This window comes from Actinacidiphila acididurans (assembly GCF_016918855.1).
In the GTDB taxonomy this organism is placed as follows: domain Bacteria; phylum Actinomycetota; class Actinomycetes; order Streptomycetales; family Streptomycetaceae; genus Actinacidiphila; species Actinacidiphila acididurans.
This window is the reverse complement of sequence record NZ_JADKYB010000014.1, coordinates 182,273-208,912: the sequence shown is the minus strand read 5'-3', so window position 1 is coordinate 208,912 and position 26,640 is coordinate 182,273. Positions and strand designations below refer to the sequence as shown.

Here is a 26,640-nt window from a genome sequence, read left to right as displayed (position 1 = left end):
CACTTGACGTCAAACGTAAGACGTTTTACGTTCCCCCCGGTTTCTGGCGCCTTCCCGTCCACTTGAGGAGAGTTGATGGTGCAACGACGCACGATCCGGCGGGGCCGCCTCGCGGCGGTCACAGCGCTCGGCATGATCCTCACCCTCGGCGCAGCCGCCGGCACCCTGGTGCCGGCCGCGACCGCCGAAGCGGCGACCCCCACCACGCTCTACGCGGCACCGGCCGGCTCCGGCACCGCCTGCACCAGCGCCGCGCCCTGCTCGCTCGACCAGGCGCAGGCACAAGTCCGGTTCCTCGACGCCAACATGAGCGGCGACATCGACGTGCAGCTGGCCGGCGGCACCTACCGCCGCACTTCCACCTGGGCGTTCACCGGCGCCGACTCGGCGAGCAACGGGCACCGCGTCGTGTGGGAGGCGGCCCCCGGCCAGACCCCGGTCGTCACCGGCGGCGCGCAGCCCACCGGCTGGACCCGTACCGACGCGGCCAAGAACATCTGGACCGCGCGGCTCCCGGCCGGCGTGACCACCCGCGACCTGTGGATCGACGGCCGCCGGGTGCCCTTGGCCCAGGACGGCGCCCTGCCCGCCGGCACCACCCAGACCTCGACCGGCTACGTCGTGCCCGGCACCGCGCTGCAGTCGCTGACCGACCCGGGCGACCTCCAGTTCGAGTACTACCCGGGCAACTGGGTGCACGACGTGTGCGGCGTCTCCTCCATCGGCGGCGACGCGTCCAGCACCACCATCACGATGGACCAGCCCTGTTACGACATCGCCCGGTCCTCCGGCTACATCAACCTCCAGCTGCCGCGCACCGTCGAGAACAACCCGAGCTTCCTGAGCGGGCCCGACCAGTGGGCGTTCAACAGCGCCACCGGCACGATCTGGCTGATCCCGCCCGCCGGGGTCGACCCCACCAGCGCCGACGTGGAGGCCGGCTCGCTCGCCACCCTCGTATCGCTCGACGGCACCGAATCGGCACCGGTCACCGGGGTCACCTTCTCCGGCATCACCTTCGCCGACACCACCTGGCCCGCGGTCGACACCTCGTACGGCTTCCCCGAGATCCAGGCCGACGTGATGTTCCCCGACGCCTCGTGCGCCACCGAGTTCAGCCCGGCCAGCTTCGTCGGCGACACCGGCGGCTCCAGCCACGACGGCCTGCCCTTCGGCGCGTGCAACGTCACCATGCCGGCCTCGGTGGAGGTGCACGCCGGGCACGGGATCCAGCTGCTCGGCGACACCTTCACCGACCTCGGCACCGCGGGCGTCACGTACGACGGCGGCACCCAGGGCTCGCAGATCACCGGCAACAAGCTGACCGACGTCGGCGGCAACGGCATCCAGATCGGCAGCGTCGCGCACCCGAACCAGTCCGACGCGGCCCTGGTCGACAGCAACGACACCGTCAGCGACAACTACGTCAACGCGGCCGCCGCCGAGTACCAGGGCGGCGTGGGCATCTGGTCGGGCTACGCGGCCGGCCTGACGATCGCGCACAACAGCATCGAGAACCTGAACTACACCGGTATCTCCACCGGTTGGGGCTGGGGCTCGCTGGACACCCTGCCCACCGTCGACTCGGGCCTCCAGGTCGTCGACAACTACGTCAGCGACACCAACCACGCCCGCTCGGACGGCGGCGCCCTCTACAACCTCGGACCGCAGCCGGGCGGGGTGATGTCCGGCAACCACCTGACCGACCCGGGCAGCACCTCGACCTTCGCCATGTACCTGGACCAGGGCAGCAGCGGCTGGGCGCTGAGCGACAACGTCGCGGACAACTTCTCCATCCCGACCTTCGACAACCGCAACACCTGGGACCCCTGCCACACGATGACGATCACCGACACGTACATCAGCGGCGGCCTGATGAACGGCGGCAGTTGCGTCACGACCACCGGCACCGTCACCGACCTCACCGGCGTCCCCGCGCTGCGGATCGAGAACAACGCCGGCCTGGAGGCGGCCTACCGCGACCTGGCCGGTGTCTCGGCGCCCTTCAGGACGTACGCCACCGGTGACGCCGACTTCGGCCAGGACACCGGCGGTTACACCGTCGACGCCGCCGGGGCCGACGTCTGGCAGGGCACCGATCAGTACGGCGCGGTCTACCTGCCGGCCGCGCTCGGCACCGGCAGCACCGCCACCGTGAAGGTCTCGGCTCTGGACGCGACCTCAACCGGCGCGCAGGCCGGCCTGATGGTGCGCGACTCGATTCCCGGGGCGGGCACCGCACTCGGCTACGCCGCGCTGGCCGTCACCGGCAGCGGGGTCAGCCTGCGCTGGGACGGCGACAGTTCCGGCGGGCTCGACCAGCACATCGACGCGGCCACCGCGGGCGCGCCGCAATGGCTGCGCATCACCCGTGCCGGGAACCAGATCACCGGCGCCTGGTCCGCCGACGGCGCGACCTGGCACACGGTCGGCACCGCGACCCCGAGCGGGGCCCAGGCGGACGAGGACATCGGCATGTACGCCGCCTCCGGTCAGGCGGGCGTGCGCGGGCACGCCGCGTTCACCGGATTCTCGGTCACCGGCCCGCGGCTGCGGTCCTTCACCGACACCCAGGCCACCATCGCCGACAACACCGACACCAACACCGCCCGGAATCCGGCGCCTTACCTCATCGACGCGGCCGGCGCGGGGCCGTGGAAGTCCTGCTGCCAGCAGAGCGACGAATACGGCGCGCTGTACGAGCAGGGCGCCGCGGCGGCGCAGAGCACCATGACCGTGCAGGTCACCGCCGAGTCGGACACCAACGAGTGGGCGATGGCCGGACTGATGATCCGCGACGACATCACGGCTGCCCCCGGGTCCAAGGGGTACGCGGCACTGGCCGTCACCCCCGGGCACGGGGTCGCGCTGCTCACCGACAGCGACGGCGACGGATACCTGGACCAGGTGCAGACCGGCCCCGCCACGGTCACGGCCCCGGTCTGGCTTCGGCTCACCCGTAACGGCAACACGGTGACCGGCGCCTATTCCGAGGACGAGACCACCTGGACCACCGTGGGCTCGTCGACCCTGGTCGGCGCCAACGCCACTGAGGACGCGGGCATGTTCGGCACGTCCTTCGCGCCGGGGGTGTCGGGCCACGCGGCGTTCGCCGACTTCAGCGTGGTCGGCGCCCCGCTTCAGGCGTTCGCGTCGACCACCGCGTCGGTCTTCCAGAGCGCAGGCACCGACGAGATCGACGCCTCGGGCGCGGGCCCCTGGCACTCGTGCTGCCAGAGCACCGACCAGTACGCCGCCCTCTACCAGCCCAAGGCGGCCGGTACGGCGAACACGACCACCGTGCGGGTGGAGAGCCAGAGCAACACCAACGAGTGGGCGATGGCCGGACTGATGATGCGCAACGACATGACCGGGGCGCCCGGCTCCCTCGGCTACGCCGCGCTGGCCCTCACCCCCGGCCACGGCGTCTCGATGTTCTGGGACGGCGACAGCTCCGGGTACCTGGACACCGTCCAGTCCTCCGCCGCCCAGGTGACCGCCCCGGTCTGGCTCCGACTGGTCCGCAACGGATCGAGCCTGACCGGTTCGTACTCGACCGACGACCAGAACTGGACCGCGGTGGCCACCGTGACCCTGACCGGTGCGCAGAGCACCGAGGACGTCGGGATGTACGCCTCGGCCTTCCAGACCGGGCGGACCACGCAGGCCACGTTCTCCGGGTTCGGCACGGTCAATTGACGGCCCGTCAGTTGTCCTAAGAGTGCACGCCGGACGCCGGACGCCGGACAATCGGCTCCGGCGTGCACCCGTACGCCCTACCCGGCCAGCTGCGCCACTCCCTCGACCAGCCGCCGTACGTCCTCGTCGGTCACATACGGCGCGAGGCCGGCCCGTACGGCTCCGGTGTCGCCCAGGCCCAGCAGGCGGGAGGCCTCCAGGGCGTAGAAGCTGCCCGCGGGGGCGTTCACGCCGAGCCCGGCCAGGTGCTCGTAGACCGTGCGGTCCGGGACGCCGGTCACGGAGAAGAGGACGGTCGGGGTGCGGTGGGCGGGCGCCCCGTGCAGGCGTACGCCGGTGATGCCGGACAGGCCCTCCAGCAGGCGGGCGAACAACCGGTCCTCGTACGCCTCTATGGCGCGTAGCGACTCCAGCAGGCGGGCGCGCCGGCCGGCCGCGGGCGGGGCCAGGGCGGCGATCCAGTCGACGGCCGCGGTGGTGCCGGCCAGGATCTCGTACGGCAGGGTGCCCAGCTCGAAGCGCTCGGGCACCGCTTCGGTGGCGGGCAGCAGCTTGTCCGGGTGCAGCTCCTCCCACCGGGCCGGGTCGGCGACGACCACGCCGTGGTGGGGGCCGAAGAACTTGTAGGGCGAGCACGAGTAGAAGTCGGCGCCCAGCGCGGCGACGTCGACCGGGGTGTGCGGGGTCAGGTGCACCCCGTCCACGTACAGCAGGGCGCCCGCCGCGTGGACGGCCGCGGCGATCGCCGGGATGTCGGGGCGGGTGCCCAGGATGTTCGACGCGCCCGTGACCGCCACGAGCCGGGTGCGGCCGGAGAGCTGTTTCCGGACCGCCTCGACCGGCAATTCCCCGCTCTCCGGGTCGAAGCCGGCCCACCGCACCACCGCGCCGGCCGACTCGGCGGCCTGGATCCACGGCCGGATGTTGGCGTCGTGGTCGAGCCGGGTGACCACGACCTCGTCCCCGGCGGTCCACTGCCGGGCCAGCGCGCGCGACACGTCGTACGCCGCTTGCGTCGCCGAGCGGGTGAAGACCACGCCGCGCGACTCGCAGCCCAGCAGGTCCGCCATCGCCTGCCGCGCGTCCTGTACGACCTGCTCGGCGCGGCGCTCGGCGGCCGTCACCGTGCCCCGGTTGGAAATGCCCGAGCACATCACCGCGGCCATCGCGTCGGCGACCTGGCGCGGCACCTGCGAGCCGCCCGGGCCGTCGAACCAGGCCACGCCGTCCCGCAGGGCGGGGAAGTCGCGCCGGAGGCTGATCACGTCGAGATCCATGCGCCTATCGTGACGGGCGGCCCGACCGGTGGGAACAGGGCGCTCACCAGGGGCGGGGCCCGCCGGACGGGTCAGGGCACCCGGTGGGGGCACCCGGTCGGGGCAGTTCGGTCACGGCAGCAGGGGCAGCTTTCCGACGATCTTGTCGACGCGGTTGCGGGGGCCGACGATGCTGACCGCGCAGTAGTCCATGTCGTCCGCCGCGGTGCCGGCCATGGAGGCGGCGTAGTCGGTGTAGACGAGGGTGCGCTGGGCGACGGCGGGCATGTCGGCCACATAGGTGTCCGGGCGGGCCGCCGCCTTGGCGCGGATGGCGCGCAGCGTGGCGGAGTCGGCGGTGAGCACCGAGCAGCCGAGCCAGGGCAGTCCCGGGTGCAGGGCGCCGTCGGCGTCGGGGACGTCGGTGCCCAGCAGTCCGGCGACCTGGACCGCGGTGGGGGCCGCCGCGCAGATCGCCGCGTTGGCCGCGCGGCCCGGCGGCAGGTCGCTGTTGACCACCACCACCCACTTCAGCCGGGCCGCGCGGGTGGGCATGCTCAGGTCCACCTCGTCCGGCGCGAAGCCGACCGCCGCGGAGGGGGCGTCGGGCGCCACAGTCGTTCCAGTCACCGGTGTGTCTCCCTGATCTCGTCCGGTCTCGTCCGATCCCGGTCTGATGTCGGTCTGATGTCGTACGGAAAGATACGGCCGATGCTAGGCGGACGTACGGAGGTGATTCAATCGACCCGTACATGTATCGGAAAGGGAGGCGTTTTCGTGGCCATGGACGAACTTGATACGGCGATCCTGCGGGAACTCCAGTCGGATGCACGGAAGACCAACCGGGAGGTCGCGGCGGCGGTCGGCGTCTCGCCCACCACGGCGCTGGACCGCACCCGGGCCCTGCGCAAACGGGGCGTCATCCGGGGCGCGGTCCTCGACGTGGACCTCGCGGCCATCGGGCGCCCGGTCCAGGCCCTGGTCTCCGTCCGGGTCCGCCCGCCGTCCCGCCAGGTCATCGAGAACTTCCGCACCTGGGTGGCGACCCTGCCGGAGATCCTCGGCGTCTTCGTGACCAGCGGCAACCAGGACTTCATCCTCCACGTCGCCGTCCCGGACAACACCGGCCTCTACAGCTTCGTGATCGACCGCCTCACCGAACGCCCCGAGCTCGCCGACGTCCAGACCTCGATCGTCTACGAGCACATCGCGAACCCCGCGATCACTCCCGTGCCGGGCGCCTGAAGGCGGCTGCGGCGCGGCTGACCGGGCGGCCGTCCGTATGCGCGAACCCGCCCGTACACCGGCGATCGGCGTACGGGCGGGTTCATCGAGCAGGGTGCAAGCAGGATCAGGTGATCACGTGATCAGGCGGGCAGGCTCCACTGCTGCGCGCCCGTGCCGTTGCAGGCGTAGATCTGGAGCTGGGTGCCCGCGGTGGTGGAGGAGTTGGGGTCGTCCAGGCACAGCCCGGACTGCGGGTTGACGAGCTGGCCGGAGGCGGTGGCCTTCCACTGCTGGGAGCCGGTGCCGTTGCAGGCCCAGAGCTGGACGAGGGTGCCGTTGGTGGTCCCGCCGTTGGACACGTCCAGGCAGCCGCCCACGGCACGCAGCGTGCCGTCCGTGACCAGGCTCCAGTTCTGCGCGGTGGAGCCGTTGCAGCCCCAGATCTCCACCGGCGTGCCGTTCGCGGTGCCGGCGGACTTGTCGTCCAGGCACAGGCCGGCGGCCACCCCGGCGGTCACCGCGCCCGAGCGGGCGGCCGGGGCGAGCGGCAGCCCCCAGTTCTGCGCGGCCGAGCCGTTGCAGGTGTAGAGCTGGAGCTGCGTGCCGTTGGAGGTCGAGGCGCTCGGGTCGTCCAGGCACAGCCCGGAGTTCGGGTTGACCAGGGAACCGTTCGCGCCCGGGGTCCACTGCTGGGCGACGCTGGCGTTGCAGGTCCACAGCTGGATCAGGGTGCCGTTGGTGGTCCCGCTGTGGTTGGCGTCCAGGCACTTGCCCATCGTGCGCAGGGTGCCGTCCGAGGCGATCGTGAAGTCCTGCGCGTAGGTGCCATCGCAGCCCCAGATCTGGATGTGCGTGCCGTCGGCGGTGCCGGACGTGGCGTCGTCCAGGCAGATGTTGCTGCCCGCCGCCGAGGTGACCGGGCCGACCCGGGGCGATGGCGGCGCCACGGTGTCACCGCCGTAGGAGGGCGGCGCGGCCGAGGACGCGGCCGCCCAGGAGGTGTTCGCGCTCGTGCCCAGCGTGAAGTTCAGCGTGCCGCCGGAGGCCAGGGCGGCGGTCGGCGCGTAGGCGTTGTTCCAGGCCGCGCCGTTCCAGGTGGCCGACTGCACGTACGGGGCGTTGTCGGCGGCGCCGTTGCCGTTGACCGTCAGCGTGCCGCCCGAGGGCAGCGTGACGACCGCCTGGGTGAACACCGGGCTGCCCAGGGCGAGATCGGACGTGCCCGGCGTCTCGGGGTACATGCCGAGCGCGGACCAGACGTACCAGGCGCTCATCGCGCCGAGGTCGTCGTTGCCGTCCGCCAGGCCGCCGGGCGTGTTCGCCCAGATCGAGTCCTGGATCTGCCGGACGGTGCTCTGCGTCTGCCACGGCCGGCCGGTGTAGTCGTACTCCCAGGGCAGCTCGATGCTGGGCTCGTTGCCGACCCAGGCGTAGCCGTTGTCACCGGTGAAGCTGCGCAGCACGGTGTCCAGGTAGTGGTTCATGGCCGTGTTGCCGCCCTTGGCCCGGGCCAGGCCGGCCACGTCGAACGGGATCATGCCGGTGTAGATCCACGAGTCGGCCTCGACCATGTCGGTGCCGCTGGTCGGGTCGAAGCCGCCGGTCCAGGAGCCGTCGGCGTTGCGCGGCTCGACGAAGCCGGAGGCGGGGTTCAGCGTGTTGTTCCAGTCCTGCGCGCGGTTGGCGTACGTGCGCTGGTCCGCGGTGTCGCCCAGCGCGCCGGCGAACGCGGACACCGCGAAGTCGGCGGTGGCGTACTCCAGCGTGGTGGCCACCGGGCCGTAGAAGTTGCAGCAGCCGTAACTGCCGTTGTGCGGCATGTAGCCCGGTGCGTTGAGGTAGTTCAGGCCGGGCCGGTTGTTGTTCGCCTTGGACGCCTCGGCGACCATGTCCGTCAGCGCCGTCGAGGTGTCGAAGTTGCGCGCGCCGAAGGCGTAGTAGTCGGCGATGATCGGGTCGGCTGGGTCGCCCACCATCACGTACGACTCGCCGTTGTTCTCCGACCACTTGGGGAACTGCCCGGTCTGCGCGTAGTCGTCCACCATGGACTGCGCGGTGTCCGAGGCCGCCTGCGGGTCGACCAGCGCCTCCAACTGCGCCTGGGAACGGTAGATGTCCCAGCCGGAGTAGTTCGCGTAGGCCGCGGAGTGACCGGAGTCCACGGTGTGCGTGTGGCCGTCGAAGCCGTAGTACTGGCCGTTGGTGTCGCTGATCACGTTGGGGTGCAGCAGCGAGTGGTAGAGCGCGGTGTAGAACTGCGTCTGCTGGGATGCCGTCCCGCCGCTGATCTGCATCCGGCCCAGCAGGGAGTTCCAGGCGCCCTGCGCGGCGTCACGGGTCGAGTCGAAGTTCCACCCGGTGTTCTCCGCCGTCCGGTTGGCCGTCGCGTTGGCGATCGACACGTACGAGACGCCGACCTTGGCCTGCACGACCGGGTTGGAGGTCGCATCGAAGGTGACGTAGCCGTTGTTCGCGGCGACGGCCGGCGTGGCCGAGGAGGTGGCCGACGAGCCGGCGCCGCTCTTCGTGGCCGGGGCCGCCGTACCGTGCAGCACGGGCTTGTTGGGCGTCTCGGCGGTGTTCTTGGCCGCCCGCTTCCCCGAGGTGGTGAAGGGCACGGCGGCCGTGGTGGCCATGGTGCCCTGCGTCGCGAACGGCCGGTCGAAGACCATGTCGAAGTAGACGGTGTACGTGTTCCCCGCGCCGCAGAAGTGGCCGCTGGTGACCTGGCCGCTGACCTCGGTGGACGACACCACGTTGAACTGCGTGTTGCTGTCGCCGTTCTGGCTGCCCGTCAGCTTGAACAGCAGGTTGGCCTGGCTGGTCGACGGGAAGGTGAAGCGCGCCATGCCGCTGCGGGTCGTGGCGGTCAGCTCGGTGGTGACGTTGTTGTTGAGCTTGACCTTGTACGAGCCCGCCGACGCCGACTCGTTGCTGTGCGAGAAGGCGTCCGTCGCGTTCGTGCTGACCGCGCCCACGGTGGGCAGCACCGGTACGTCGCCCGCGGCGCCGCAGCCCGGTCCCGCGATGTGGGTGAGGCTGAAGCCGGTGATCGACGAGTCGCTGTACTCGTAGCCGCCGCCGTCCGGACGCGAGGGCGTGTCCGGACTCCACTGGACCATCCCGAACGGCGCGTCGGCACCCGGGAAGTCGTCCGCGGCGTTCGACGTGCCGATGAACGGGTTCACCACGGTGGCCGGGGAGGCGACCAGCGCGGCCCTGCCGGCCGCGTGCGCCGGCGCGGACAGCCCCGCCACGGCCATCGCAGCGGCGGCGAACACGCCCAGGACGGCCGGTGCCGGCGGTCTCGACACTTTTCTTCTCATGGCGGCTTGTCTCCTTGTGGGAGGTGGGTGGGGTGAGGTGGAGCGGGACAGAGGGTTCGAGGGGCCCGGAAGGAGGGGGGACAACGTTGTCGCGGCCACCGGGGACGGGCCGGACGATTTCGGGCGGCGGGCCCCGTACCCGCCGCTCCACCGCCGGCTAGACCGCCGTCAGCGTCGTCCACTTCTGGGCGTTCGTGCCGTTGCAGTCGTAGAGCTGGAGCTGGGTGCCGTCGGCCGTGCTGGAGCCGGGATCGTCGAGGCAGCGGCCGGAGTTCGGGTTGCGGTAGCCGCCGTTGTAGGGTTGCCAGACCTGCGCCACGGTGCCGTTGCAGTCGTAGAGCTGGACCTTCGTCCCGTTGGCGGTGCCGGCCGCGGCCGCGTCCACGCACTTGCCGAACACGCGCAGGGTGCCGTCGGTGTGCAGGGTCCACCACTGGGCGTCGGTGTTGTCGCAGCCCCAGAGCTGCACCGGGTTGCCGTTGGCGGTCGAACTCAAGGCGTCGTCGAGGCACTTGCCGGCGATGCCGGAGTAGACGTAGCCGCCGGTCGGTACGGGCGGCTTGATCCAGCCGGCGCTGTCCGCGGCCTGGACCCCGGCGTTGAAGGCGGCGGCCATCTTGGCGTAGCCGGTGTCGTTGGGGTGCAGCTGGTCGGCCAGGTCGGCGGTGGTCAGCGCGCCCATGTCGACGTAGGCCACGTGCCGGCCCGCGGCCTGCTCGGCCTGCACGATGCCGGGCACGGCCTGGTTGAAGGCGGGGCGGTTGGGCTCCTCCACCGGGTTCGTGGAGACGATCAGCGAGGCGAGCAGCACGGTGGCGTCGGGAGCGTCGGCGGTGATCTGGTCGACCAGCGCGTGCAGCCGGTCGGTCGCGGTCGGCACCTGGTAGTTCTGGTTGAGATCGTTGGTGCCGATCTCCAGCGTGATGACGTTGGGGCGGTAGTGCGCCAGCACCGCGTCCGCGATGCCGGCGATCTGGTCGATCCGCCACCCCGAGTGGCCCTCGTTGTCCGGGTCGGCCATCGAGCCGTTGCGCCCGGAGCCGACGAAGTCCAGCGAGGAGTGGCCCTCGGCGGCCAGGTCGTTCCACAGGACGGACCGGTAGCTGTCGCCCGTACTGCTGCCGACTCCCCAGGTGATGGAGTCGCCGAGCGGCATCAGCCGCAGGGGCGCGGGCGCGGCTGCGGAGGCGGCTGCGGTACGGGAAGGGCCGGCCGCGGCCGCCGGTAAGGCGGTGGCGACCGAGACGGCGAGCGCCGCGGCCAGGGCGGTGGCACCGGCGGCCGCGAATCCGCCCAGGGCACGGGGCCGGGACCGCCCGATGACATCGTTATCAGCCCGACCGTGGGCGCCGCGTAACGCAAAAGGTGATCGCATGGGAACACTCCGTGCACTCGAGGACGTGTGGGGCGTCGACTGGAGAGCGCTCTCGGATACGTAAGCGGATTTCCATGAGCACGTCAATGCCTCGGGGTTGCCCTGTGAAGAGGCTCGGCCTGGCGTGGGCCTGGCACCGCCCGGCGAAGGGTGCGGGCGGTGCGTTGTGCGGGGTTCGCCTTGGCGTGGCGTCGGGTGAGCGTCGGGTGCGGGCGCTGATTCGGCGAGGCTCGCCCTGGTGCGTCGCTGGCCGAGTTGCGCCCGTTGCGTGGGCGGAGCCGGCTGCTCCGGGGTGCCCGATGGACGGGGTTCGCCGTGCCGCGGCGGTACGGGCTGAACTCGGAGAGGCTTAGCGCGGCGGGTGCACCCTGGGCGGGTGACGCAACGACCACATGGCTTCGCTAGACCTCGATGCTGCCGACCCCATGGGCGCGCAGCGCCTCATCGAGTTGCCGAACGGACTTTGTCCGCTGCCACGGCGTGAGGCTGGTGCGTACGTCGCGGATGGTCTGTTCCAGGCGCGGCGACCGGTTGACCGCGGTGAGGCGCGCGGCCTCCCCGATGATCTGCGTCGCCTCGTGTACGTCGCCTTGCAGGACATGCGCCTTCGCCTGGCGCGTGAGGGTGTGCGTGTAGTCGCGGACATTGGCGATGTCACGCAGCGGCAGAGCCGTTTGGGCGGCGTACAGTGCGTCGGCCGGGTCGTTCAGTTGCAGGCTGACCTCGTTGCGGATCGACCAGTAAAAGGACTCGTCGTAGAAGTACCACCACGATGCCAATGGCTCGTCGCTGCTCCAGACTTCCGCCGCCGCTGTGCGCTCGGCTTCGAGCGCTGCCCGCGCCTTGTTCGCTTCTCCGGCGCCGGCGAATGCTCGGGCTGCTACGTCCGCCGAGTACGCCCGCGCCATTTCGCTGCCGGATTGGGCGGCCCACGCCTGGGCGGCAATCGCATGGTCGATGCCGACGCGCGGTTTGCCCTGCCAGGTCGCAAGCTGGCTCATGGTGCACAGAATGTACGTCACCAGTTCGACGTTTTCGGCGTCGTGAGCAGCGGTGCGGGCGTCGTCGTAGTAATAGGCGGCGGCGCGATAGTCCCCGATGTCGTACAGCTCCCATCCGACGAGCTGACTCAGCTCGGCATACAGCGAAAACACTCGGGGCCGCAGGTGGCTCGGCGCGTTGGCCGCGAACTCCCCGATCACCTTGCGCTGTGCGAGGGCCGTCTGCAAGGCCACGTGCGGGCCCAGGACATCGCCTTGCATACGGAAGCCCTTGAGTCCGCTCTCGGCCTGAGCGATCGTCACGGCATCAATGCGGCGCGGGTCCTCAAGCGCCGCCGCTGCTCGGTCACGTGCATCTGCGTCGGCCATATCGAGGAGGGGCGCGGCAGCGGCGACGGTGAGCGTCGTACTGATCTTCTGCAACAGCTCCCGGCGGCTCATGTCGCCGGGTACACCCTGCACCCACATGACAATCTCCTCGGCCAGTTCCACGTAGTTTATGTCGGAAGCGAAGTGCGCCAGTGTGTCGGCAAGCGCCGGAACGAGTGCGGGTGGCGCGGTGGCGCCGGCAATCCCGGCTGAGATCTTGGTTTGCGCCGGCGCATTCAGCTTCGCGCCGTAACTCGGCATGTCCGTCAGCAGATCGCTCACCGCGCACTCATAGAGCTGGGCGAGACGATCAAGGGTGGCAAGTGATGGCGCGTGGCCGGTTGGTCCGGGCCACAGCTCCCACGTCGAGAAGTTCTTGAATGTCTTGCCGTCGTCGGGCCACCGTCCGTTCCAGGCATCGGCGGCTTCGCGCTGGCTCCAGCCCCGGGCCATTCGGTGAGCCACGCGCGGGTTGACGCGGTACCGACCGCAGAACTCGGCTGCGACTTGCGCCCAGTTCCAGCCCCGGGCGCGTAACTCCTGGGCGGCTTGGATCTGCTCCTGCCGACGGCTACGAGGCTTGACGGCCAACGGTCCTCCCGGGTCTGCTACGCGCGCATTCCTGATTGAACGGTAACGCCGAAAACCGGAGCCACAAGACCAATGCAAATCTTGTCGGTTGAACCGGGAAGATCTGCGCCAAAGCTGTTCGTCACGCTGGGTGTGCCGTCGATCACATGAGGTTGACAGTGGGTAACCCGCAAGATCCGCGTCAACAGGAAGCACCCAATGGAACAGCCACCGGACCGTCACGCCGCCCCTTCCCGCGTCTTCGACCCCTGCTCGTCCAGCGATCCGATCGCCGCGGTTGCCTACCTGCGAAGGCTGCCCGGCATGGACAAGGAAACGGTCCAGCGGGCGATCGAGGAGTTAGGGGCACTCGCCACTCGGCGCGGCTTCGGTCTGGCCGGCGTGCACTTCGAGCGCCGACCCAGCGAACGGCTGGACACCTGGGCCGAACTCATCGTCGGCTGCTGTTCGGAAGGAGTCGTCAACGTGCTGGTGCCGAACGCCGCTCACTTCCACCAGGACCCCGCGGTGGCGGCCTTCATGCGGGAAGAGCTGGCGGAGAAGGTCCGGGGCACCGTGTGGTACGCGAGCGAACTTGTTCGCACCAGTGCCTCGTCATCCGGGGAGGCAGGCCGCCATGACCACTGAGCCGAATGCCGTGCCTTGCGTGGAGCGGATCAAGGTGGGGGCGGTACCGAGTGCGGCGGCCATGGCGCGGATCTTCGTCCGTCAAGCCCTGCGCACCTGGAACCTCGACCGGCTGGGTGACGACGCCGAACTCGTCGTGAGTGAGCTGGTCACCAATGCGGTGAAGGCGACGGAAGCCGCCAGTTCGGCATTGGGCATGTACGGCATGGCCGCAGACATGGTGGTGATCGAGATCGCGGCGCACGACGACACCCTGCGTATCGCCGTGGAGGACAGCAGCCGGCAGCGGCCCGCGCTTCAGGTGGTCGACGGAGACGCGGAAGGTGGCCGCGGCCTGTTCCTCGTCGAAGCGCTCTGCATTCGATGGGATGCCCTCCTGCTCGACAACGGCAAAGTGACATGGGCCGAGCTGCCGCTCACTCCCGGACCGGGCGCGTGACCGCCGCCCGCAAGCGCGCCCGGCCCCGGAAGCTGCACCACGAGCCCGAAGCCGTCACCTGGGCCAGGAAGAAGGCCGGGCTGACAAAACGGGCACTCGCCCAAGCTGTCGGCATCTCGGAGCAGTTGATGGGCGAGATCGAGTCGGGGTGGCGGAGCGCCACCCCGGCCAACCTCCGGAAGATCGCCGAAGCGCTGAACTGTCCGCTCGTGGCGTTGGAACGCAAGCACTGGTCGGCTTGATCCTGCGAGGCCGCCAGCCGCTCCCGGCCCCGACCCCGCACCCCCGGCACCCCGCCTGCGCAAGGCACCGCCCAGGCACCCCACTTCCAACATTCCGTGAAATTTTTTCTTTGTCCGGTCGGAAGCTTGCTGGGGTTCGCGGGCGGTCTGTACGGTCGGGGCGCCGCCGCCAGGCACCGAATACCTGAAGGAGCGTCAGATGCGGGAGTTCCCGATACCTCGACGTGGCGCGGGTCACGTCGGACGCCGGTTGGCGGCGGTCGCCGTTGCCGTCACCGGCATGGTGGGGGTGTCCGTCCTACCGGCGAGCGCCGCCTCGCACGCCGTCCCCGCGCCCCGTACCCAGGCCGCCGTGTCCCCGTCGGCCGCCGCGGCGGTGGGTGCCACCGAGCCCTTCACCACCTACGAGGCCGAGGCCGGCACCCTGTCCGGCGGCGCCGCCGCGGTGTCGCTGACCGCCGCGCCCACCACGCAGTATTCCAGCGCCGCGCTGGAGGCGTCCGGCCACGCGTACGTCCACCTGGCCGGCACGGGCCAGGGCGTGCAGTGGACGAACACCACCGGTCAGCCGATCAGCTTCCTGAACGTACGCGCCAGCATTCCCGATTCGGCGTCCGGCGGCGGCACCACCGCCACCCTCGACCTCTACGTCGACGGCGTCTTCCGGCAGGCGCTGAACCTCAACTCGAAGCAGACCTGGGTCTACGAGGGCAACAACAACTACAACACCAGCGACAACCAGAACCCCGGCGACGGGGACCCGCGGGTGTTCTTCGACGAGTCGCACACCTTCGTCACGGGCGCCGCGATCGCTCCCGGCAGCACCTTCTCGCTGCGCAAGGACTCGGCCAACTCCGCCTCCTTCTACGACGTCGACGCCGTGGACGCGGAGAACCCGCCGGCCCCGCTGGCCCAGCCGGCCAACTCGATCTCGATCACGAGTTGCGGCGCGGTCGCGGACAACAACCCGACCAACGGCGCGGCGGACAGCCAGTCGGTGGACAGCGGCGCGGCCATCCAGAACTGCATCGACCAGGCGCAGTCGCAGGGCAAGATCCTCTGGATCCCGCAGGGCACCTTCTACGTCAAGGGCACCCGGGGCCTGAACGCACAGGGCATCACGATCGCCGGCGCCGGAATGTGGTACAGCACCGTTTACCGTGACGTGCCGGTGCCGAACAGCACTCCGCTGGGGGCGCTGTTCTCGGTGACCTCGTGCACGGTGCAGAACTTCCACATCGACGCGAACGCGGTCAGCCGCAGCACCATCGGCGGCGACGGCGGCGCGATGGACACCACCGGCACCAACTGGGTGGCCAACGGCATCTGGACGCAGCACACGATGTCCGGCTTCTGGGCGTCGGGCACCGGCGGCACCGTCGAGAACAGCCGGCTGACCGCGATCTGGGCCGACGGGATCAACGTCAACAACGTCTCCCTGAACGCCAGCAGCGGCAACAACCTGACCGTCACCAACAACTTCGTGCGCGGCACCGGTGACGACGCGATCGCCATCAACTCGGTGAACTACAACACCAACGGCGACGGCTCCAAGACGTACTACAACCCCATGACCAACATCACGGTGAGCAACAACACCTCGATCGCGCCGTGGGGCGGCAAGGGCGTGGCCGTCTACGGCGGCAGCGGCCACCACATCACGAACAACTACGTCAGCGACACCGCCCGCTACATCGGCCTGGGCGCCGGCCGGTTCGGCGTGAACGGCAGCGACCTGCTGTCCGCCACCATCACCGGCAACACGGTGGTGCGCTCCGGCGGGAACGCGTACAGCCAGGGCCAGCCCGCCTTCCACATCGGCAACGGCGGCGACGGCCAGAACACCGGGATCGTCGACCACGTCACCGCCACCGGCAACACCGTGATCAACTCCCTCTACGACGCGATCGCGTTCTCCACCTCGACCAACAGCGTGGTGCAGAACAACACGATCACCTCGCCCTGGCGCAACGGCGTGGTGATCTCCCCGCCGTTCTACCCGGCCCCGACCGGCTCGGCCACCATCACCGGGAACACGCTGACCGGGCTGCGCAGCGGACAGGTCGCGTACGCGAACAACTCCAGCGGCTTCACCGCGTCGGTCAGTGGCAACAGCTGGCAGGGCACCACCACGCCGGAGGGCCCGTACGGCGGCACGCCCGCCGCGGTGCCCGGCACCGTACAGGCGGAGAACTACGACACCGGCGGCCAGGGCGTCGCCTACAACGTCACCTCGGTCAACGGCACCGGCAACGGCTACCGCGGCGACGGCGTCGACCTGGAGGCCACGTCCGACACCGGCGGCGGCTACGACCTGGGCTGGACCGGAAGCGGGCAGTGGTTCCGCTACACCGTGAACGTGGCCACCGCCGGCACCTACACGGTGACCCTGCGGGTGGCCGCGCCCTCGGCGGTGGCCGGCGCGCTGCACCTGTCGAACGCCTCGGGCAGCAACCTCAGCGGCGCGGTGGCGATTCCGGCCACCGGCGACTGGCAGAAGTGGGGCACCGCGACCGCCACGGTCAGCCTCCCGGCCGGGCAGCAGACTCTGACCGTCAACCAGGACAACGGCGGCTGGAACCTCAACTCGCTCGCCTTCGCCACCGGGGGCGGCGGCCCCGTCAGCACCAACCTGGCGGCCGGCAGGTCCACCGCCGAGTCCAGCCACACCGACGTGTACGCGTCGTCGAACGTGACGGACGGCAACCAGTCGTCCTACTGGGAGAGCGCCAACAACGCCTTCCCGCAGTGGGTGCAGGTGGACCTGGGCTCCGCCCAGAGCGCGAGCCGGGTCGTGCTGCAACTGCCGGCCGGCTGGGGCGCCCGTACCCAGACCCTGTCCGTGTCGGGCAGCACCGACGGCTCCTCCTTCACCACGCTGAAGTCGTCAGCGGACTACACCTTTGACCCGTCCGCCAACAACACGGTCACCATCACCTTCCCGGCCAGCACCCAGCGCTGGTTCCGGGTGAACATCACCGCGAACACGGGCTGGCCGGCCGGTCAGGTCGCGGAGTTCCAGGTCTGGAACTCGTGACCTGCCGCTGACCGACCTGTTCCTGACCTGCCGCTGTCCGACCTGCTGCTGACCTGCTGCAGTCGAACCGCTTGATCCCGATGTGCCGCCGGGCCGATCCCCGCCCGGCGGCACACGGCGTTCAACGAGGCCGGGCCCACCCCGTACACCCGGCCGATCCGGTCACCGGAAGCCGGCCGCGGCCGCCTCCGCCACGGTCTGGTCCTGGTCCCCGGAGCCGCCGCTGACGCCGACACCGCCGATGATCCTGCCGTCCTCGCGCAGGGGTATGCCGCCCGCGAAGATCATCACCCGGCCCTGGTTGGAGCCGCTGATCCCGAAGAACTGGTCGCCGGGGCCCGCGTTTTCCGCGAGGTCGGCGGTCGCGATGTCGAAGGCCCGCGCGGTGAACGCCTTGTTGATGGCGATGTCGACGCTGCCGATCCAGGCGCCGTCCATGCGGACGTGCGCCACCAGATTGCCGCCGGCGTCCACGACGGCGATGTTGCTCGGCTGCCCGATCTGCTGGGCTCGGTCCTCGCCCGCCGCGATGATCCGGCGTGCGTCGTCCAGGGAAATGGTGTCGATGCTCCGCATACTCGGTCCCTTCCGGTGGAGTGGACGCATTGCGCTCGGGGATCCCGCCGCGGCCGGATCCCGTACTTAATGTGCCCACCCCCCGGATGCCCGAATCACCATAATTGGTGCAAAGGCTGAAAAAGCAGGTCAGGCGACCAGCGTCTCCCAGGTCTGGGGGCCGACGATGCCGTCGACGGACAGGCCGTGGGCGGACTGGAAGGAGCGTACGGCGGTGTCGGTGGCGGGTCCGAAGGAGCCGTCGACGGTCAGGGCCGAGCCGTGCGCGTTGAGCTGGCTCTGCACGGCCTGGACGGCCGGGCCGCTGCTGCCCTGCTGCACGGTGACGACCAGCGCCTGCCAGGTCTGGGGGCCGACGACGCCGTCGACGGACAGGCCGTGGGCGGACTGGAAGGAGCGTACGGCGGTGTCGGTGGCGGGTCCGAAGGAGCCGTCCACGGTCAGCGCGGAACCGTGCGCGTTGAGCAGGTACTGCACGGTCTTCACACGCTCACCGCTCTGCCCCTGCTGCACGGTGGGCCAGCTCGCGGTGGGCGGCGGCGGAGTGCCGCCGGTGCCGTGGGCGAGGGCCTGCAGCGCGGCGTAGGAGCCGTTGAAGGTGTCCTGGTCGCCGGGGAAGGTGCCGGAGTCGGCGTACTGCCAGATGCTCTGGGCGGACCAGCCGGCCGGCAGGGTACCGACGCTCGTGCTGTACCGGGCGATCCACAGCGGGTTGGTCGTCCCGAAGCCGCTGTTGTTGCCGGTGCAGGTGGTCCACCAGTCGGTGGTGGTGTAAATCGTCGGGTAGCGTCCGGTCTTGGTGTGCACCTCGTTGCTGAACGCCCGGATCCAGGACACCATCGCGGACTGGCTCAGGCCGTAGCAGGTGGCGCCGTACGGGTTGTACTCGATGTCGAGCGCGGGCGGCAGCGTCCAGCCGTCGTTGCTCCAGCCGCCGCCGTTCGCGACGAAGAAGTCGGCCTGGGCGGTGCCGGAGGAGTTGCTCGGCAGGGCGAAGTGGTACGCGCCGCGGATCAGGCCGACGTTCCGCGAACCGGTGTACTGCTGCGAGAAGTTCGGGCTGGTGTAGGTGGTGCCCTCGGTCGCCTTCACGTACGCGAAGGACGCGCCGTTGTTCTTGACCGTCGTCCAGTCCACGTTGCCCTGGTAGCCGCTGACGTCGAGGCCGGCCGGGCCGGTGGAGACGAGCGGGGCGAGCGCGGTGCCGTTGCGCTGGGCGGTGGTCGCGGTGGTCGTGGTCGTCGCGGTCGCGCGGCTCAGGCGGGCGAGCCCGGCGCCCGCGTAGTCGTCCTGCGGGTGGGTCATCGCCACGGGCTTGACGCCCGCGCCCGCCGGGTGGGCGGAGGACCGGCCCGCCGTGCCGGCGGAGGCGGTCGCCGGCACGGCGAAGAGCAGGGCGAAGGCGGCGGCGAGCAGCGCGACGGCGGCGGAGCTCGGGCGGCGCAGGGCCGCGCGGGATCTCGGTCGGGGGGTGCGGCGGTTCATGGGCATGTACTCCCTCAGTGGGGGGCATGGACATGACGATGGCAGACTACGCGCGTTGACCGCCGTGCGGGAGCGGCTGCGCCCCTGTCGTGCCAAGCGCCCGTGTCGCGCCCGCCGTTCCCGTGACCTGGGCGGACACTGAGGTCCGGTCCTTTGAAAGTGCTGCCGGTCGTTCCCTGTTCCTGGAACGTTCAATGTGTGGTCCCTGTATGGGCCGTGTGTCCTCCCTAGTGTCCTTGGAGGTTTTGAAAGAAGGGACTCATGGGCACATACCTCGCAATCCGGGCTCGCGGGATCTCCAAGTACTTCGGTGACGTGGTCGCGCTCGACGGCATCGACCTCGATGTGGCGCAGGGTCAGATCCACGGCCTGGTCGGCCCGAACGGCGCCGGCAAGACGACACTGCTCGGCCTTCTGCTGGGCCTGTCGGTCGCCGACGGCGGCAGCCTGGAGATCCTGGGTACGCCGGTCGGACGGGCGCTCGCCGCTCCCGACGGCGTCGCCGGGTTCGTGGACGGGCCCGGTCTCTATCCCTCGCTGACCGCGAGCCAGAACCTCGCGGCGCTGGCCGCCCTGCGCGGCATCGACAAGCGGACGGCCGGGATCGGCGACGTCCTCGACCAGGTCGGGCTCACCGACGTCGCCGACGACCGGGTGCGCGGCTTCTCCCTCGGCATGCGCCAGCGGCTCGGACTCGCCGCCGCCCTGCTGACCAAGCCGCGGCTGCTGGTCCTCGACGAGCCGGCCAACGGCCTGGACCCGGCGGGCAAGAAGCACGTACACCGCGTCCTCACCCGGCTCGCGGCGGACGGCACCAGCGTCGTGCTGTCCAGCCACCGTATGGACGACGTCGAGGCGCTGTGTTCCGAGGTCACCATCGTCGCCACCGGACGCGTCGTCTTCTCCGGCCCGCTGGGCAAGCTGGCCGCCGAGAACAGCGAACTCGACTACCGGCTGCTCACCTCCGACCCGCGCGCCGCCCGCGCGACCGCCGTCGAGACGGCCGGCCTGCGCCTGGTGGACGCGGTCGAGGCCGGGACGCGGCAGGACGAGGACCTCCTCGTGGTGCGCGCCAAGGTGCCGGCCCTGGACGACCTGGTCTCGCGGCTCGTGCACGCCGGCATCGCGGTGCGCGAACTGGCCCCCGTGGTCTCGCCGCTGGAAGCCGCGTTCCTCGCCCTGACCGAGCAGCAGCAGGAGGCCGACCGATGAGCGCGACGATTGCCGCCGACGACAACGTTGCCGCCGAGCATGTCGTCCCGGCCGCCCGCGTCCCCGTCTCGCGCGGCTACCGCTTCGAAGTGGTCAAGCTGGTCTCGCAATGGCGGATCCGGCTGCTGGTGCTCGCCTGCTGGATCGCGCCGGCGCTGTTCGTCGCGGCGGTGAGCCAGCAGAGCACGCTTCCCACCGACACCCTCTTCGGCCGCTGGATGCACGCCACCGGCTGGGCGGGACCGCTGGTGGTGCTCGGCTTCGCGGGCACCTGGGCGCTGCCGCTGCTGACCTCGGTGGTCGCCGGCGACGTGTTCGCCGCCGAGGACCGGCTGGGCACCTGGCGGCACCTGCTGGTGGCGGTCCGCTCGCCCCGGCGGATCTTCGTGGCCAAGGCGCTGGCCAGCCTCACCGTCATCGTGGTGATGGTGGTCGGGCTGACCGCCTCCGGCGTGGTCGGCGGGCTCCTCGCGGTCGGCAACCACCCGCTGGTGGGCCTGGACGGCCACCTGCTGTCGTCCGGCGACGCGGCCGGCAAGGTGCTGCTCGCCTGGGCCTGCGCGCTCGCCCCGACCCTGGCCCTGGCCGGGATCGGACTGCTCGGCTCGGTCGCGCTGGGCCGCTCCCCGATGGGGCTGCTGCTGCCCGCACTTGTCGCGATCGCCATGCAGCTCGCCCAGATGCTGCCGCTGCCCGTAGCCCTGCGCGCCGCGCTGCCCGGCTACGCCTTCATCTCCTGGAACGGCCTGTTCGCCAGCCCCGAGCAGCTGCGCCCGCTGGTGATCGGCATCGTGGTCAGCCTGGTGTGGGCGGTCCTCGCGACGGTGCTGGCGTACCTGATCTTCATGCGGCGCGACTTCACCAACCTCAGCTACGACGGCTCCGGACGCCGGGCGCTCGTCGTCGGAGCCCTGCCGCTGGCCGGCCTCCTGGCCGCCACGTTCGCGGTCGTCGCCGTGGCGACCCCGTCCATGGGCTCCGGAATCGACCAGGCGAAGGTGCAGCGGTCGGTCGCCACAGCCTTCGCCCACCTCTACCGCATGCAGACCGACGAGCTGAACCGCCCCGCGGTCACGGAGGCCCAGCTCAAGGTCTCGGCTGCGTGCGACAAGGGTGACGGCCGGTCCGACCCGCACGGTGCGGGCAACGACTGGCACTGCATCGTCACCTGGCATCTCCCCGGCGTCGAGACCACCGGTCAGGCGATCTACCAACTCGACGTCTCCTCGAACGGGCGGTACGTCGCCGACGGCGACGGACCGAAGGAAGTGAACGGCTACTTCCTGGTGCACACCTCCACCGGGGACGCACCGAACCCGATGTGGCAGTTCGACGGCAATGTCGACCTGCTGTCCGCAACCCCGAAGGGATAACCCCGAAATGCACGTGACACGCCGTCGGCGGCGTCTCGAGAAGGACCGTTCCACCCTTCTCGGCAACCGCATCGGCCGTCGGACCCTGGTGACGACAGGTACTACCACTGCCGCTCTCCTGGTCGCCGGCACCGCCTTCGCCTCGACCCACCAGTTCGGCTTCGACCAGGTGGGCCAGACCACCGCCAAGGGCGAGGTCATCTCCAGCGACCAGATCATCAAGCCGTACGGTGCCCGCCTGGTCATCAACGACGGCAAGATCATGTCGTCCACGGTCAGCCCGGACGGCGGCTTCATGGCCGCGTCCGTGACGGACGGCGACGCGGACCTGGTCATCGTGGACCTGAAGTCCTCGAAGATCGTCCAGCGCATCGGCAGCAACGCGGCCGACGACCTGCGCATCTCGGGCAGCGACGTGGGCCAGGAAGGCCCGGTGTACTCGCCCGACGGCAAGCAGCTGTGGCTGGGCCGCGCCAACGGCTACACCAAGTTCACGGTGAACGCCGACGGCACCCTGTCCAGCCCGGTCAACGTCAACATCGCGGCGGCCGGCTCGGCGCAGGCGCTCTCGGCCGGGGCCGTCTTCTCGGCCGACGGCTCGACGGTGTACGCCGCGGTCAACGGCCAGAACCGCGTGGTGGCCATCGACACCGCGACCGGCACCATCAAGCAGAGCTGGACCACCGGTACCGCCCCGCGCGGCCTGGTCCAGGTCGGCAGCAAGCTGTACGTCAGCAACGAGGGTGGCCGCGCCGCGAAGGCCGGCGAGACCACGATGAACTCGTACGGCACCAACGTGCCGGCCAACCCGGACACGGGCGCCGCCACCACGGGTACCGTCAGCGTCATCGACCTGTCGAACTCGGCCGCCGCCGTCGGCAGCATCGACGTCGGTCTGCACCCGACCGCCGTCTACGCGAAGAACGGCGTGGTGTTCGTCACCAACACCGCCGACAACAGCGTGTCGGTCATCGACACCGCCAAGGACAAGGTCGTCCAGACCATCGCCACCCAGCCGTGGCCGGTGGCGTCGGTCGGCTACGACCCCAACTCGGTGGCGCTGACCGACGACGGTCACCTGCTGGTGACGCTCGGCCGGGCCAACGCGGTCGCCGTCTACAAGTACACCTCGGCGCAGCAGCCGGCCCGCTACATCGGCCTGATCCCGACGGACTACTACCCGTCCGGGATCACCGTCGCCGGCAACCAGGTGACGGTCGCCAACACCCGTGGTATCGACGCCCTGCGGAACACCTCCAAGCACGGCACCCACGACACCACCTCCAGCGTGACGTCGTTCAAGCTGCCGTCCGACGACGGCGTCAAGGGCCTGACCCCCCAGGTCTTCCAGCAGAACGGCTGGACCGCGGGCTCGGTCAAGAAGGCCACGAACAACGGCCACGTGCAGCCGGTCGCCGTCCCCGTCCGGCTCGGCGACCCGTCGACGATCAAGCACGTCTTCCTGATCGTCAAGGAGAACCGGACCTACGACCAGGTCTTCGGTGACCTGCCGCAGGGCAACGGCGACCCGTCGCTGACCCAGTTCGGCGCGAACGTGACGCCGAACCAGCACGCGCTGGCGCAGCAGTTCGGCCTGTACGACAACACGTACGACACGGGCACGAACTCCGCCGAGGGCCACAACTGGGTGACGCAGGGCGACAACCCGGAGTACACCGAGTCCTCGGCCGGTGAGTACACCCGCAGCTACGACACCGAGAACGACGTCCTGGGCCACCAGAAGACCGGCTTCATCTGGACCGGTGCCGAGGCGGCCGGCAAGACCGTCAAGGACTTCGGCGAGTTCCAGTCCTCGGAGACCAAGCCGGCCGGCGCGTCGTGGCAGAACCTGTACTGCGACACCAAGAACATGCAGGCCACCGGTGCGCAGACCGCCTACCCGATCAAGGACGGCTCGGCGATCCCGTCCCTGAACAAGGTGACGGTCCAGGGCTTCCCGCAGTTCGACACCAGCGTGCCGGACGTGTACAAGGAGCAGATCTGGCAGCAGGACTTCGAGAAGAACGGTCCTGCGAACCTGAACATGTTCTGGCTGTCCAACGACCACACCGGTGGTTCGGCGAGCCCGGCGGCCCAGGTCGCCGACAACGACCTCGCGGTCGGCCGCATGGTGGACACGATCTCGCACAGCAAGTACTGGAAGGACTCGGCGATCTTCGTCCTCGAGGACGACTCGCAGGCGGGTACCGACCACGTCGACGGTCACCGGGCGCCGATCCAGATCATCAGCCCGTATGCCCAGCACGGCACGGTCGACAGCCACTACTACTCCCAGATCACGATGGTCCGCACCATCGAGCAGATCCTGGGGATCGACCCGATGAACCAGATGGACTCGGCGGCCACCCCGATGACCACCGCGTTCACCAACAAGCCCGACTACACCCCGTTCACCGCGGTCCCCAACCGGACCTCGCTGACCGACGGTGTGTCGCCCGCCCCGTCCTGCGGTGTGGACACCCCGGCCCCGGCCGACCCGGCCGCGGCCCCCGTCCCCTCCAGCAAGGTCCCGGCGGCCGAGGCCTCGGTCGCGGCGCAGTGGAACTCCTGGAAGTCGCAGCAGCGGCTGACCGGCCCCACCGCCGTCCCGGACTACGCCAACCCGGAGCAGATGAACCGCCTCACCTGGTACGAGACCCACGCCTGGAGCAAGCCGTACCCCGGCGACTCCAAGATCTACACCCCCAGCCAGGTCCCGGGCGCCTACATCCCGTCCTCCGACACGGAGTGACCTCGGCTGAACCCGTAAAAAGCGCCTAGGCGCACAGCGAGGGGCCCCCGCCCGGCGGTGACGTCGGGCGGGGGCCCCTCCGCGCGTCAGGGCTCAGCGGGTGGCGGCGTTGGCGGCGGGTGGCGGGTGGCGGGCGTTGGTGGCGGGCGGCAGGCGGCAGGCGGCAGGCGGCCGAAATCTCGTCGCCGATGTCAGAGCCGGGATCTACATTCGATCAGGGATTCGCCGGGTGCCCGACAAGGGGCATCCGGCCCTGTGACGTGGGGGGTTGACGCGCTGATGCGCAGGAAACGGACGATGGGCCGGGACGCGGCGGTGGCCGCGGCCGGCATGCTGGCGGTCGTCGCGGCGGGGGCCGCGCAGACCACGGCAAGGGCGGCGGACACCGTACCGGAGGTGCCCACCGGGCTGGTCACGTCGCCGGTGCCGCAGGGGGGCGCGGCCGGGGACGCGTGCGGCGCACAGGAGCCGTACGGGTACATCGGGCTGGGCAGTGTCACCTTCGACGCGAATGTGGCGACCAGCGACCACTCGTCGGTGGGGGCCGAGTTCGCGGTGACGCCGAGCGACGGATCGGCGTCGTACGACTACACGAGCGCGCTGATCAGCAGCGGGTCGCAGGCGCGGCTCACGCTGCCGGCGACGGATTTCGGCGACGGGGTGACGTACACCTGGCAGGCGCGGGCGGTGACCGCTACGGGGGCGGTCTCGGACTGGTCGGCGCCGTGCCACTTCCTGACCGACCACACCCCGCCCGCGACGCCCCAGGTGTCCTCGACGGACTTCCCGGCGCTGGGTTCGGGGCTGCCGGCGCCGGTCGCACGTACCACCGGGACCGTGCACGTCGCGGTGAGCGGCCCGGGCTCGTCGGACGTCGTCGCGGTCCGCTACCGGCTGGGCGACGTGATCCCGGTCAGCGGCGGCACCTCGGTGCCGCTCGGCCCGGACGGCACGGCGAGCATCACCATCACGCCGACCGCCTGGGGCCTGAACACCCTCTACGTGCAGACGCAGGACCGCGCGGGCAACCTGTCCGGGCAGGTCACGTACCAGTTCTTCGTCGCCTCGGCGACGACCGTCGACGCGCGGGGCGACCTCAACGGTGACGGCACGGCCGACCTGATCGCCACCGGCACCGACGGCACGCTGCACACCCTGCTCGGCAAGGGCGACGGCACGCTCGCGCCGGCCGCGACGTACCCCGACTCGCCCGCCGACTTCTCCACCGGGCTGATCGCGCAGAACGGTGACCTGGACAACGACGGCTACCAGGATCTGCTGCGGATCACCTCCACGGGCGTCATGGAACGCGTGAGCAACAACGGTCTCGGCGACTTCCGGAAGGTGGTGCTCTCCTTCTGGCGCTCGGACGGCTCCACCTGGGCGGCCGCCACCCAGCTCGTCCTGCCCGGATCGCTCGACGGCTCCGCCAACGGCGACATCCTGACCGTCGAGAACGGCCACCTGCTGCTGTGGCCCCGTACGTCGATCGGCATCACGGGCACCAGCACGGACCTGGGCGGGGGCTACGAGCACACCACCGTCCTTGCGCCGGGCGACCTCACCCACGACGGCATCCCGGACCTGCTGATGCGGGACGACGTCACCGGCAGGCTGTGGATCGCCCCGGGGACCGGCACGGGCACCCTGGCGCCCACCGAGCAGTGGATCAGCGCCGGCAAGGGCTTCACGGCGGCGGACTTCCCGCTGCTCACGGTGGTCGGCGACGCCAACGGGGACGGGCAGGTCGACCTGTACGGGGTGACCTCCGGCGGCGTGCTGGACTTCGTGCCCGGGACGAACAGCGGGCACTTCGGCGCGGCGGTCGAGGTGTCGGGGACGGGCCTGGACTGGTCCGCGGTGAGCGGGCTGGCCTGATCCGGGTGAGGGTGATCCGGTAGCCGTGATCCGGTGATCCGGTGGGTGCGGCCGGGCCGGTGCCCGGCCGCACCTGTCTGTTCGGCGGCAGGTGATATCACCCGAAAGTGGTGCTTTGGTGGAGGTGGGGTGGGTAGAAACCGGGTGCGGGATTCGCACGGATGTACGGGATCGG

17 protein-coding genes and 1 pseudogene are annotated in these 26,640 nt (G+C 70.5%); 10 read left to right on the top strand and 8 right to left on the bottom strand.

Translation table 11 applies throughout. The features are described from left to right. Positions 1-75 precede the first annotated feature (75 nt). Positions 76-3,699: a hypothetical protein gene (locus ITX44_RS25340; protein ID WP_205359673.1), complete on the top strand. Its 3,624-nt coding sequence runs from the start codon at positions 76-78 to the stop codon at positions 3,697-3,699. A gap of 77 nt (positions 3,700-3,776) precedes the next feature. On the opposite strand, the gene ITX44_RS25335 is transcribed toward ITX44_RS25340, so the two are convergent. Continuing rightward, positions 3,777-4,976: a cysteine desulfurase-like protein gene (locus ITX44_RS25335; protein WP_205359672.1), complete on the bottom strand. Its 1,200-nt coding sequence runs from the start codon at positions 4,974-4,976 to the stop codon at positions 3,777-3,779. A 111-nt stretch (positions 4,977-5,087) separates the two neighbouring features. Next, the gene (locus ITX44_RS25330) at positions 5,088-5,585 is read right to left on the bottom strand and encodes a DUF2000 domain-containing protein (protein WP_307795478.1); all 498 of its coding nucleotides are present in this window, start codon (positions 5,583-5,585) and stop codon (positions 5,088-5,090) included. Between the two features lie 153 nt (positions 5,586-5,738). On the opposite strand from ITX44_RS25330, the gene ITX44_RS25325 reads away from it, so the two are divergent. Further along, positions 5,739-6,200, top strand: a complete 462-nt coding sequence (locus ITX44_RS25325) for an Lrp/AsnC family transcriptional regulator (protein WP_205359671.1) — start codon at positions 5,739-5,741, stop codon at positions 6,198-6,200. A gap of 122 nt (positions 6,201-6,322) precedes the next feature. On the opposite strand, the gene ITX44_RS25320 is transcribed toward ITX44_RS25325, so the two are convergent. The 3 genes from ITX44_RS25320 to ITX44_RS25310 form a co-directional block, all read right to left on the bottom strand. Next, positions 6,323-9,508 carry a lectin gene (locus ITX44_RS25320; protein WP_236061519.1) on the bottom strand — a complete coding sequence of 1,062 codons (3,186 nt, stop codon included), beginning with the start codon at positions 9,506-9,508 and terminating at the stop codon, positions 6,323-6,325. 157 nt (positions 9,509-9,665) lie between these two features. After that, positions 9,666-10,883: a ricin-type beta-trefoil lectin domain protein gene (locus ITX44_RS25315; protein ID WP_205359670.1), complete on the bottom strand. Its 1,218-nt coding sequence runs from the start codon at positions 10,881-10,883 to the stop codon at positions 9,666-9,668. A gap of 401 nt (positions 10,884-11,284) precedes the next feature. Continuing rightward, positions 11,285-12,844 (bottom strand): NsdA family TPR-like regulatory protein, encoded by a 1,560-nt coding sequence (locus tag ITX44_RS25310; protein ID WP_205359669.1) that lies wholly within the window; start codon positions 12,842-12,844, stop codon positions 11,285-11,287. A 198-nt stretch (positions 12,845-13,042) separates the two neighbouring features. Between ITX44_RS25310 and ITX44_RS25305 the strand changes: the two genes are divergently transcribed. From ITX44_RS25305 to ITX44_RS25290, 4 genes are all read left to right on the top strand, one after another. Next, a complete protein-coding gene (locus ITX44_RS25305) occupies positions 13,043-13,471 on the top strand; it encodes a hypothetical protein (RefSeq protein ID WP_205359668.1) in 429 nt (142 codons plus the stop codon). Then, positions 13,461-13,910 carry an ATP-binding protein gene (locus tag ITX44_RS25300; RefSeq protein ID WP_205359667.1) on the top strand — a complete coding sequence of 150 codons (450 nt, stop codon included), beginning with the start codon at positions 13,461-13,463 and terminating at the stop codon, positions 13,908-13,910. The genes ITX44_RS25305 and ITX44_RS25300 overlap by 11 nt, the downstream gene beginning before the upstream one ends. After that, positions 13,907-14,152, top strand: coding sequence for a helix-turn-helix domain-containing protein (locus tag ITX44_RS25295; protein WP_307795477.1), 246 nt, complete (start codon positions 13,907-13,909; stop codon positions 14,150-14,152). The genes ITX44_RS25300 and ITX44_RS25295 overlap by 4 nt, the downstream gene beginning before the upstream one ends. 199 nt (positions 14,153-14,351) lie before the next feature. Continuing rightward, positions 14,352-17,189, top strand: a complete 2,838-nt coding sequence (locus ITX44_RS25290; protein WP_236061517.1) for a galactose-binding domain-containing protein — start codon at positions 14,352-14,354, stop codon at positions 17,187-17,189. Between the two features lie 162 nt (positions 17,190-17,351). Here the strand turns inward: ITX44_RS25290 and ITX44_RS25285 are convergent, their stop codons facing one another. The 3 genes and pseudogenes from ITX44_RS25285 to ITX44_RS25280 form a co-directional block, all read right to left on the bottom strand. Next, the gene (locus ITX44_RS25285; RefSeq protein ID WP_205359666.1) at positions 17,352-17,765 is read right to left on the bottom strand and encodes a GlcG/HbpS family heme-binding protein; all 414 of its coding nucleotides are present in this window, start codon (positions 17,763-17,765) and stop codon (positions 17,352-17,354) included. 129 nt (positions 17,766-17,894) lie between these two features. Continuing rightward, positions 17,895-18,251: a peptidoglycan-binding domain-containing protein gene (locus ITX44_RS41430; protein WP_307795483.1), complete on the bottom strand. Its 357-nt coding sequence runs from the start codon at positions 18,249-18,251 to the stop codon at positions 17,895-17,897. A 69-nt stretch (positions 18,252-18,320) separates the two neighbouring features. Continuing rightward, a pseudogene (locus ITX44_RS25280) lies at positions 18,321-19,256 on the bottom strand (lysozyme); the annotation flags it as partial. A gap of 255 nt (positions 19,257-19,511) precedes the next feature. Here ITX44_RS25280 and ITX44_RS25275 point away from each other — a divergent pair. From ITX44_RS25275 to ITX44_RS25260, 4 genes are all read left to right on the top strand, one after another. After that, a complete protein-coding gene (locus ITX44_RS25275) occupies positions 19,512-20,462 on the top strand; it encodes an ABC transporter ATP-binding protein (RefSeq protein WP_205359664.1) in 951 nt (316 codons plus the stop codon). After that, positions 20,459-21,835 (top strand): ABC transporter permease, encoded by a 1,377-nt coding sequence (locus ITX44_RS25270; protein ID WP_205359663.1) that lies wholly within the window; start codon positions 20,459-20,461, stop codon positions 21,833-21,835. Before ITX44_RS25275 ends, ITX44_RS25270 begins: the two co-directional genes overlap by 4 nt. Before the next feature lie 7 nt (positions 21,836-21,842). Then, the gene (locus ITX44_RS25265; protein ID WP_205359662.1) at positions 21,843-24,587 is read left to right on the top strand and encodes a bifunctional YncE/alkaline phosphatase family protein; all 2,745 of its coding nucleotides are present in this window, start codon (positions 21,843-21,845) and stop codon (positions 24,585-24,587) included. Between the two features lie 255 nt (positions 24,588-24,842). Continuing rightward, positions 24,843-26,465 (top strand): FG-GAP repeat domain-containing protein, encoded by a 1,623-nt coding sequence (locus ITX44_RS25260; protein WP_205359661.1) that lies wholly within the window; start codon positions 24,843-24,845, stop codon positions 26,463-26,465. The last annotated feature ends 175 nt before the right edge of the window (positions 26,466-26,640 follow it).